Source organism: Arthrobacter sp. B0316-1-20 (assembly GCF_059091865.1).
This window is the reverse complement of the sequence record NZ_JBNHHC010000084.1, coordinates 1-10,155: the sequence shown is the minus strand read 5'-3', so window position 1 is coordinate 10,155 and position 10,155 is coordinate 1. Positions and strand designations below refer to the sequence as shown.

General features: G+C 64.8%; 8 protein-coding genes and 2 pseudogenes. 4 read left to right on the top strand and 6 right to left on the bottom strand.

The features are described from left to right. Positions 1-158 precede the first annotated feature (158 nt). Positions 159-995, bottom strand: coding sequence for a class II fructose-bisphosphate aldolase (locus AC5RW2_RS38550; protein ID WP_493986634.1), 837 nt, complete (start codon positions 993-995; stop codon positions 159-161). Between the two features lie 40 nt (positions 996-1,035). Then, positions 1,036-1,821 (bottom strand): GntT/GntP/DsdX family permease, encoded by a 786-nt coding sequence (locus tag AC5RW2_RS38545; RefSeq protein ID WP_493986633.1) that lies wholly within the window; start codon positions 1,819-1,821, stop codon positions 1,036-1,038. An 8-nt stretch (positions 1,822-1,829) separates the two neighbouring features. Here AC5RW2_RS38545 and AC5RW2_RS38540 point away from each other — a divergent pair. From AC5RW2_RS38540 to AC5RW2_RS38525, 4 genes and pseudogenes are all read left to right on the top strand, one after another. Further along, positions 1,830-2,798 (top strand): annotated as a pseudogene (locus AC5RW2_RS38540) (zinc-binding dehydrogenase); the annotation flags it as partial. 202 nt (positions 2,799-3,000) lie between these two features. Further along, positions 3,001-3,327 carry a hypothetical protein gene (locus AC5RW2_RS38535; RefSeq protein WP_494037320.1) on the top strand — a complete coding sequence of 109 codons (327 nt, stop codon included), beginning with the start codon at positions 3,001-3,003 and terminating at the stop codon, positions 3,325-3,327. Positions 3,328-3,562: 235 nt separating this feature from the next. After that, a complete protein-coding gene (locus AC5RW2_RS38530; RefSeq protein ID WP_494037321.1) occupies positions 3,563-3,829 on the top strand; it encodes a hypothetical protein in 267 nt (88 codons plus the stop codon). A gap of 134 nt (positions 3,830-3,963) precedes the next feature. Continuing rightward, entirely contained in the window at positions 3,964-6,459 is a 2,496-nt protein-coding gene (locus tag AC5RW2_RS38525) for a DNA methyltransferase (protein WP_494075169.1), read from the top strand. A 100-nt stretch (positions 6,460-6,559) separates the two neighbouring features. Here the strand turns inward: AC5RW2_RS38525 and AC5RW2_RS38520 are convergent. The 4 genes and pseudogenes from AC5RW2_RS38520 to AC5RW2_RS38505 all read right to left on the bottom strand — a co-directional run. Beyond that, positions 6,560-6,949: pseudogene (locus tag AC5RW2_RS38520) on the bottom strand (glycosyltransferase family A protein); the annotation flags it as partial. Between the two features lie 283 nt (positions 6,950-7,232). Next, the gene (locus AC5RW2_RS38515) at positions 7,233-7,979 is read right to left on the bottom strand and encodes a metallophosphoesterase family protein (protein WP_494075168.1); all 747 of its coding nucleotides are present in this window, start codon (positions 7,977-7,979) and stop codon (positions 7,233-7,235) included. A gap of 729 nt (positions 7,980-8,708) precedes the next feature. Beyond that, positions 8,709-8,945 carry a hypothetical protein gene (locus AC5RW2_RS38510; protein WP_494075167.1) on the bottom strand — a complete coding sequence of 79 codons (237 nt, stop codon included), beginning with the start codon at positions 8,943-8,945 and terminating at the stop codon, positions 8,709-8,711. A gap of 622 nt (positions 8,946-9,567) precedes the next feature. Next, complete coding sequence (locus AC5RW2_RS38505) at positions 9,568-10,053, bottom strand: MarR family winged helix-turn-helix transcriptional regulator (protein WP_494075170.1); 486 nt, start codon at positions 10,051-10,053, stop codon at positions 9,568-9,570. Positions 10,054-10,155 lie beyond the last annotated feature (102 nt).

Below are 10,155 nucleotides of genomic sequence, written 5' to 3'. Positions count from 1 at the left end.
GTGCCAGGAACGCCGAAGCGGCGGCCCGGGGTTGGGGCCGCCGCTTTGGACGGGCTGTGCCATGAGGTTGACGTCGTGGCTCCGCTGGCCGGGTAGCGGGCAAATGCGGTGCCGGTCTTGGTCAGCAGGCGCGGCGGCGTCCTCCCCCCGCGCATCGCTCAGGCGCGCAGGGTTTCCAGCACTCCTCCGGCCACTCCGCGGGCCGCTGCCGACCATTCGGACAGCAGCCCGGCGAGATTCTCGACGTCGGCCCTGAATCCGTTGGCCCCGGAGGCGACGGAGGCGAGCACGGCGGTTCGGAGTCCGGTGTTGATGTTGATCTTGCCGATCCGAAAGGACGCCGCCCTCGCGAGGTCGGCCTGCGGGATGCCGGAGGCGCCGTGGAGCACCAACGGCACGTCGGTCTCCTGCGCGGCCCGCCCCAGAACGTCCCAGCGCAGGACCGGCTCGCCCTTGTACTTGCCGTGGACATTGCCGACGGCGACAGCGAGGAGCTGGGCACCGCTGCGCGCGACGAACTCGGAGACCTGCCCGGGGTCGGTGAGGCCGGCGGCATCCTGAGCGAAGGCTCTGTCCTCGTCGCCGGCGGGTCCGCCGAGCTCTGCTTCCAGTACGACGTCGGGTCCGACCAGATCCCGCACGGTTCGCACCAGCGCGATGTTGTCCTCGAAATCGAGGGAGGAGCCGTCGGCCAGCACCGCGTCCGCACCCGCGGTCACGGCCTCCCTGATGACGTGCAGGTCGTTGGCGTGGTCAAGCTGAACGGTCACCGGAACGGCGGCGCCGTTCGCGAGGCTGCGCAGCGCGGTGATGAGGCGAAGCCCGGAGGTGCGCGCGGCAGTCTTCGAAGCGACCAGGAGGGCGATGCCGCGCCTGGCTTCCTCTGCAGCCTCCACAACGGAGGTTGCGGTGGCGAAATCGTAGCAGGTGAAGGCCGGGACCGCCTCACCGCGCCGCAGCGAGGCTAAGATAACGTCGTCAAGGCGGGCGCGCATCAAACCCCGATTCCGCTGGCGAGGACCCAGGCGGCGGAGGTCAGCAGGAACCGGTCACGCCGAGGATTGTGGTCAGGACGGTCCAGGTGCGCAGGCCGTCGGAGACCGAGAGGCCCAGGTACCGGGTGACGATCCAGAAGCCGGAGTCGTTGACGTGGCTCAGGCCGAAGGCACCGAAGCCGATGACGAGCAGGATGAGGGCGGTCTGGATCGGGGTGTAGCTGCCGGCCTCGACCGACGCGGCGAGGAGGCCTGCGGTGGTGATGATAGCGACGGTGGCCGAGCCTTGGGAGGCGCGGAACACGGCGGCCAGGATGAAGGCCATGAGGATCACCGGCAGGCCGACGCTGGCGAGCCCCTCGGCGAGGGCGGTGCCGATGCCGCTGACGGTGAGCACTTTGCCGAAGACGTCGCCGGCGCCGGTGACGAGGATGACGATCGCGGTGGGTGCCAGCGCGGCGTCCATGATTTCGCCGGTGGCCTGGGAGGACCAGCCTCGGCGGATGCCCAGGAACCAGTAGGCCAGGAACAGTGCCACGAGCAGGGCGATCATGGGTGCCCCGATGAAGCCGAAGACCTGGGCCAGGTCGGAGTCCTGGGGCAGCACGACGGAGCCGACGGTGCCGAGCATGATCAGGGCGATGGGCAGCACGATGAGGGTGATGATCATGCCGGGGCTCGGCGGAGCCTGGACCTTGGTATTGACGGCGACGGAGTCCGAGCCGCCGGAGCCGGAGCCTTCCTGTTCGATCCCGGACCTGCCGGTGCCGAAGAGGCGGAGCTGCTCGGCGGTGAGCGGGAGCATGGGGAACTCGCGGCTGTTCATGCGGCGGGCGATTCATCGGCGAGGTGGAAGAGGTCGGCCCCTCGGTGCAGAACCTCAAACGCGGCGACCGCGTCATGGTCCCGTTCAACATCTACTGCGGTTCCTGCTATTTCTGTGCCCGTGGGCTGTACTCCAACTGCCATAACGTGAATGCCAATGCGACGGCGGTCGGCGGCATCTACGGCTACTCGCACACCTGCGGCGGCTACGACGGCGGCCAGGCCGAATTCGTGCGGGTCCCGTTTGCCGACGTCGGGCCGTCCATCATTCCGGACTGGATGGATGAGGAGGATGCCCTGCTGCTCACCGATGCCCTGGCCACCGGATACTTCGGCGCCCAGCTCGGGGACATCGCCGAGGGCGACACCGTGGTGGTGTTCGGCGCCGGCCCGGTGGGGCTGTTCGCCGCCAAGTCCGCCTGGCTGATGGGCGCCGGACGCGTCATCGTCATCGACCACCTGCAGTACCGGCTCGAGAAGGCAGCCACGTTTGCCCACGCCGAGACGTACAACTTCGCCGAGTACGACGACATCGTGGTGCACCTGAAGAAAGTCACTGACTACCTCGGGGCCGACGTCGTTATCGACGCGGTGGGCGCCGAGGCCGACGGCAACCTCACCCAGCACGTGACCTCCGCCAAATTGAAGCTGCAGGGCGGCTCCCCGGTGGCCCTGAACTGGGCCATCGACTCGGTCCGCAAGGGCGGCACCGTCTCAGTCATGGGTGCCTACGGACCCATCTTCAGCGCCGTGAAGTTCGGCGACGCGGTGAACAAGGGCCTGACCCTGCGCATGAACCAGTGCCCGGTCAAACGCCAGTGGCCGCGCCTGTTCGAACACATCCGCAACGGCTACCTCAAGCCCAGCGACATCGTGACCCACAGGATCCCGCTGGAGCACATCGCCGAGGGATACCACATCTTCTCAGCGAAGCTCGACAACTGCATCAAGCCGCTCATCGTCCCGAACGCAGGCTGAGGCACGTAACGCAACAACCCCGATAACAGCGCATAGGACGTGTCTGGGCTGTTGCGTGAGCGGGTAGTTCTGAAGTGACGTTGACCGGCACCTGCGGGGGCGCGCGATCCCGTTCAGTTCCGCACCGCGCTGGCTGAACTCGTTGTGATCGTCTTGCCTGCTGGTGTACTGGAGTCTGACCGCTCCCAACGGAAGAAACGATATGGTTCCCGCATCGATGATCGAATACCTCATCCCCCGGTTCCTCAGCCCCGACAACATGGCCCTGGCCCGCGGTTCACTCGACGATTTGGGCATCATTTCGCTGGAGGAATTTGATGCGGCCGCTTTCACCGGCCTGATGTCCTGGCCTGACGCGGTGGGACGGCACACCATCCTGTACTCGGAGAAGGCCATGATCCTGATCGACACCAACTCCTACGGGGACTTCTATGCCGGAGTCGCCCGGTACGATCCGCAGGTCCTGGCTTCCCGGGACCTCACCGTATTCCGCCCGGCCAGCGATCCCAGGGTCGACGGGACCATCTAGCCGCGCTTCTTCCATCCCTGATAAGTCCGATGTCACCACCGCAGGAACCGGTCGTCCTTAAACAGGCCGCAGCGGACGAGGAATCCTAACGGCATATTCTGTCCGGACGGAAGGCGGAAATACCGGTATCCCGGCCGGTGCGCCCGGCTGTCCCGGCAGGTAGTATGTGTTCCACATCCCCCGTACTGCCGTGAAGACTCCCGCGGTTCCTGGGACTGCACAGCGGGAGCGGGACATGATGACCGCGCACACCGGATACGAGCGGCAGCGCCGCACCGCCACCATCGCCTTTATCCTCTCCGGCCTGTCCCTGGGCGCCCTGTGGGCGCGCAGCCGCCGTGCCGGCGGTACGGCGGGACTTATGGAAATCGAAGCCTACCTGCACGGACTCCTCGCGCTTCCGGCCGCCGAACGGGACTGCCTGGCCCAGGCGCTCAACGGGTGCCTGCGCGAACGGCACTGCAGCTACCGGGCAACCTACAGCGGCAACAGCCGGGCCTGACCGGTCCCACCGTCGTGCCGGCCCATGGTCAGTTCTGGATTGACGGCGTGGAGCATCCCGTGGAGGAACCCATGGATAGGGTCAGTTCCAGGAACCTTCTCCGCCGGGCCGGCGTTCAGGCCTTCCCAGCCCCTATGGATGCGCAGCCGGTGTTCGGTCATGAGCCGGTCCGGGGTGCCGGACAGGTAGCAGTAGAGGTTGCACACCTATTCAGATCGCTTTGCGGACGTGGGATCGAGCGCCGGGCCGCTCAGCGGTTCTGCCTGCAGTCCGTGCTGACGATGTTTGCCGAAGACATAGGGCTGATGCCTGCGCAAACGTATACCCGGATCCTGCTGGATGCCAGGAACGGTGTGGATGCAGCTAAGAGGATCTGCGGGCTCTTGCGTCAGATGAGCGCCCCTGCAAATACTTCGGGCAGTAATTCCCGGGGAATCCCGTACTTCAACGGAGGGTTGTTCGCTGATATCTGTTCTGTGGATCTGACCGACGATGAGCTCGATTTGTTACGTTCAGTTTCCTCGGAGGTCCGGGCGGAGGTCCGGCCGGAGATTTTCGGCACGCTCTTGGAGGGATTCATGGATAAGGGCGAACGGCATGCCAGCGGGACTTATTTCACGTCGCGGGCGGACATCAGCAAAGTCGTCCTTCCCACCATCGTGGCTCCCTGGCGCCGGCGTCTGGATGCAGCAAAAGGAAGCATCGAAGCGCTGGAGCGGGAACTCCGTGCGCTCTCCAATTTTAGAGTGCTGGATCCTGCCTGTGGTTCGGGAAACTTCCTCTACGTCGCCTACCGTGAACTTCGCCGTCTGGAAAAGGAAGCCCGGGAATTGATTTCGGACCGGTGGCGGGAGGCACCTGCTGACCGGTCGTCGGCCTGCTTTGTCTCCCTTGATCACTTCTATGGCTTTGACATCAATCCCGTTGCTGTTGAAATCGCCAAACTAACGATGATGATGGCCGAAAAGCTCAGCTCGGACGAACTGCATGGTGGTCCCGTAACAGGACCGTTTGACGATCCGAATAATTCCATCCGGCATGCTGATGCGCTCTTCACCGCCTGGCCCAGGGTCGATGCGATCATCGGCAATCCGCCCTATTTGGGCAGGCGGAAGATGCGCCGCGAACTGGGTGCGGCCTATTCCAGCCGGGTCCTCGCTGCCCATCCCGAAGTTTCAGGCGCCGCCGACTTTTCCTGTTACTGGTTTACCCTGGCCCATGACGCGCTCAGGCCCGGCGGCCGCGCGGGCTTTGTCGCGACCAACACGGTCCGTCAGAACCATTCCCGGGAGTCATCACTGGATTACATCCTCGATAACAACGGCGTCATCACCGAGGCGGTTGCCGGCCAGCCGTGGTCGGGGGAAGCCGGAGCGACAGTCTCCATCATTGACTGGATGAAGACCGGTAACGGAGTCAAAGGACCTGAGACCGCAGTACTGTGGCTCGAAAACGGAACCGCCCGCCTCGAACTGCCAAGAATCTCATCATCGCTTTCCCCCCAGACAGATCTGCGCCGGGCACACCAACTGGCCGTCAACACGAAACCCAAGGTTTGCTTCCAGGGGCAGACACCCGGGGTAACCGGCGGCTACATCCTCAAAGAAGCGGAATGCAGAATAACCGAAAAAATCATGGCTGACTCTGCAGCCGCTGTTCACCCGTGTCTGGGAGGTCACGAGATCCTGCACGGCTTCGGTCCTACCGGATGGGTCATTGACATCGACGAACCCGATGCCCTCACAGCGGCCAGCCGTTACCCCTCAGCCATGGCCCATTTGAAAACGACGGTCTTGCCGATCAAGGAAGCAAGAGCCAGGGAAGAGTCTTCCCGCAACGCAGAGATCCTTGCCGGCAATCCAAGAGCTTGGCTGAACCGCCATCACCAGGGATTCCTCAGCAACTGGTGGCAGCTGAACTACCGGCGCCAGGAGATGCTCAAAGCCCTCGAACCCCTTGGCCGGTACATCGCCGTAGCCAGGGTATCCAGCGACAGGCGAATCCCCGTCTTCACCTTCATCGATTCCAGCATTCGGCTTGCAGATACTGCCCAGGCCTTCGCCTTCGACGATGACTATTCGCTGGGAATTCTGCAGTCATCGCTGCACCGGCTGTGGTTTCAGGCTCGCTGTTCAACCCTGCAGACCCGGCTGCGCTACACATCCACCACTGTCTTTGACAGCTTCCCATGGCCACAAAACCCATCCCCTCAGGCAGCCGAAAAAATCGCCGGGACAACGGCCGAGATCGTTGCGCTCCGTAACGACTATCTGGCCGAGGGCATAACCCTGGCCAAACAATACGACTCCCTGCGCACAGCCGAAAACAGCAGGCTCAGAGACCTGCACCACGCCCTGGACGAGGCCGTCGAGGAAGCCTACGGACTTCCCGCAACGACTGACCCGCTGGCACAGCTGCTCTGCCTGAACCAGAAAATCCATCGGATGGGCACCGATGGCGGCGGGCCCGGTCCAGCCGCCGCAGGTTCTGTCGGAACCCGTACAGCGACCGCGGCGAGATCCCCACGCGCAGCCCCGGGTCGTACCGGATGCTCCGGTGCGGGCCGAAGTGGAAGCTCAGGTCCACATCGTCATGCAGTTCCGGGTCCTCCCGGTGCACCGCAGCGCTGACCTGCTGCCAGGCGCAGCGCCGGAAGGCCATGTTCGACCCCCACAATGGCACATGCCCGAAAACCGGCCGCATTCCCAGCAGATAGGACTGCAGGTAGAGCGCGCCGGCCGCCCGCACCCAGGGGCGGGACAGGCCGTAGAAATCCGCGGTGCCGACCAGCGCATCCAGGGCCCGGGTCGGCGTAAAGGCGTCCCGGATGCGTTCCAGCCAGTGGACCGGCGGCGCCGAATCAGCATCACAGCGGACGACGACGGTCCCGGCCGCTGCGTCGTAGCCGGCCGCCGCGGCGGCCGGAATGCCGGGAGCCGATTCGACGACGACACGGGCACCATACCGGGCGGCGACCCGGGCACTGTCATCGGCGCAGTTGTTGTCCACCACCACGATCTCCAGCGGCCGGACGGTCTGGCACCCAAGGAGGCCCAGGCACTGGGCCAGCATCACGGCGCCGTCCTTGACCGGAATAACGACCGACAGCGACGGCTCCATCTCTGCTCCCTTCACCGGCCCGTGCCAGGTATCCGGCAGCGGCATCACCATGTCTTGGTGATGCACGGCGCCTGTCCCGGTTCCTGGCCCATCGTAGAACGTCAAGGGCTCCCGGGGTCTGGACGGGTGACGAACAGGCCGAAACCGGAGACAGGGGAAGCCGAAACGACTGCTTCCCGTTCGGCTCGATGATCCCGGCAAGGACCGCTGCTGCCGGGCGTACGCCGCGGGCAGACATCCGTCCGTCATGGGTTTTTAACGGGGGCCGGGTGCAGGCCCGGGCTCACCGCATCGGGTACGCCGCGACCCTCAACTCCTCCAGGTGCAGGGTGACCAGATTGCCCTCGAATTTCTCCCGGTGCAGCACCTCGACCCGGGTGTTCGAGCCGGCCAGGGTTTCGGTGTGCCGCTGGTGCCAGTGCCCGCAGAACACCAGTTCCGGTTCCGTGGCCCGCACGGCCTCGAGCACATGCAGCCGGCTCATCCGGGATTCCCGTGCCAAAGCCGCCAGCAACTTCCTGCCCAGCGAAGAGGTGACGTTGATGCCAGCCGGCGCCTCGTGGGTGATCAGCACATCCAGGGGTGCGTCCCCCAGGGCCTTGACGTCTTCGGCGGTCACGTCCTCTTGCGGCCACCAGGTCCTGCCCTCGGTGCGCCACTGCCTGTCGATCGAACGGGCACCGCCCAGGGCACCGAATCGGACTCCGTCCAGCTCCCAGCGGTGGCCGCGGGGCGCATAGAGCAGCCGGTCGCTGATGGTGCCGAAACCCTCGGCGTTCCGGGGCAGGGCGCGCAGCTTCGGGTGCACATCGTGGTTGCCGTCCACAAAAATGACTCTCAGGTCCAGTTCCTCCAGGTGCCGGACCAGCCGGCGGGTGAACTGCTGCCCGCCGGGCCAGAGCACCGCCAGGTCACCGACGTGGATGATGGTCCGGTAGCCGTCGGCGGCAGCCTTGACCAGGACCGTCTGCATCCAGGGGGTGTTCCCGTGCCAGTCTCCGGCAACCAGAACCTTCTCGCTGTTCTCCATGGTTCCTTCCCCTGCTCCCGCCTCCTGGCGCAGCGGTAGGAGCTTCTCCATCTTCGGTCAGGGATCCACCTGCAGGGAAGAAGGACTTTCCTGTCCGGATCTGTCCGGCCAGGGGGGTGAGAACGGCCAATAGCCAACGGCATCTGCTGTTCCCCGTCACTTCCGGGTGTTTCTGTCCGTGCGGAGCCGGAAAGTTCTTACCGGCGGGATCTGCTGTTAGCGGGGAGAATGAAGTCCGGTGCAAGCCAGGAGACGGTCATGGGCACTGAATCGGAACCGGCAGACAGCGAAACCCGGGACGGAGTCAGGGAGGTTCCCGGCCTCGTTCCCGGGACCTGCCTGAAGGCCAGGCATCCGTCGCGGAGGATTCGGGCGTTCTGCCGGACAGCCTTTCGGACAGGACACAGGACGGTGACGCAGACGTACGGGACAGTATGGCGGACCCTCCGGAAGGCTCCCCGCCGGCCCCCAGACCCAAAACGGCACCGCCAACGCTGCCGGCGGTATCGGGGATGCTGATGAGGCCGGCCAAACCGGGAACATCGGTGGGAATTCGTCCGCCCGCGGCCTGGTCCCTGGCCTCCATGAGGCCGCCGGACCGGCCGAGGAACAGGACATCCGGGAACCGGATGGCCGGGCATTAAACACCGATATCAGCCCCAGCGACTAAGCCGCTGCCTTCCATAACTTCGGCGAATTCCACGGTGACCGGCCAGCGGCCAGCTGTCGTCAGCGCGGTCGCTGTTCGGCGGCTTCGTCAGCATCAAGGCCGGTTTCCCGCACCGGCGGCGCGCCGCCGTCCCGTCCGGGGTCGGCGGTGTCGTCGGCGCAGCGGCCGTCTCCGGTTGCCCCGTTGGGTGGTTCCGGAATATAGATTCCGGCTGCGGTCAGGCGCCGGGCGGTTTCCCTGCCGCTGACCTGCTGTCCGACGGTTCCGTACCTGCCGGCCGGTACGACGGAGGCCACGACCGTATCGTCATAGACATGCACCAGGCTGAAAGACCTTCACACCGGCATTGTGCAGGGCGGCGGGAGTCCGGGCACTGACCATAAGGAGGCAGGCATCGCTGAATCCTCTGGTCCCGTGGGCCGCCTTGCGCCCGCCAAGGCCGGGAAGCCCCAGGCGATGGGTCGGGGGCGGTGACGACGGAGGGCCTGGGCCCCGCATCAGGTTCCCGCTGGTTAACTACGATCCCCTGCTACCTGTCCATGTAGATGCATGAAAACGAGTAGCAAAGGTACTAGGCAGTAACAGCTGCCGATGTCATCCTTTTATCAGAAGGTTCGACGAACGGGTTGGGGGACCCGGCCGGAGAACCGGGCAGGAAGCGTTTTGGGGGAAATGAATCCAGCCATCGGCCAGGCCGCCGGGATCAAGCAGTAGATCCGGCGGCCTCGCCGTTTAAGAAGCGCCGGCAGATCTTTGGAAGGCTTGCCGGAATGCCGCAGCACCGTCCCTGCGTGCAGACGCTACGCGATGCCGAAAACCACCGGGGAACTTGCCTGGAGCACGCTGTCGCTATGCAACCGCGATTGGCTCTAGCACTGATCACAGTGCATACGTCAGGGACTCCGGTGCTTTACTGTTTTACGGGTGGGTATCGCCGTGCGAGACGAGGACCTTTTCGAGCAGACCGGACAGTGTCTTCCGTTCGGAGGCGGACAGCACGTCAAGCAAGCGGTCCACATTGTTAACGTGGTCGGCGATGACCGAGTCGATTAGTTCCAGCCCCGCCTCTGTCAGGGTTATCCGCAGGCGTCGGCGGTTATTCGGGTCCACTTTCCGGGTTACGAGGCCGCGCTCAACCAACCGGTCGACGCGGTGGGTCATGGCGGCGTTGCCCACCATTGTGATGGCAGCGAGTTCCTTCGGGCTCAGGGTGTGCGGCGGGCCGACCCTGCGGAGGGTGGCCAGCACGTCGAATTCCCACGGCTCCAGGCCGGTGCCGCGAAGGTTCTCGCGAATGCTGTTGGTCAGGAACCCTCCGGTACGGGTGACGCGCGCTATGACGCCCATGGGTCCATGGTCCAGGTCCGGACGCTCACGCTTCCACTGGTTCATATACGACTCCACTCTGTCCAAACCCGGGCTCCTTCCAGACGTCGAATCGACAGGGCCGGGCCCCGCTTTTCCTGGCGGTACTGAATTGAAGATTTCGACGCTGAACAAATAAAC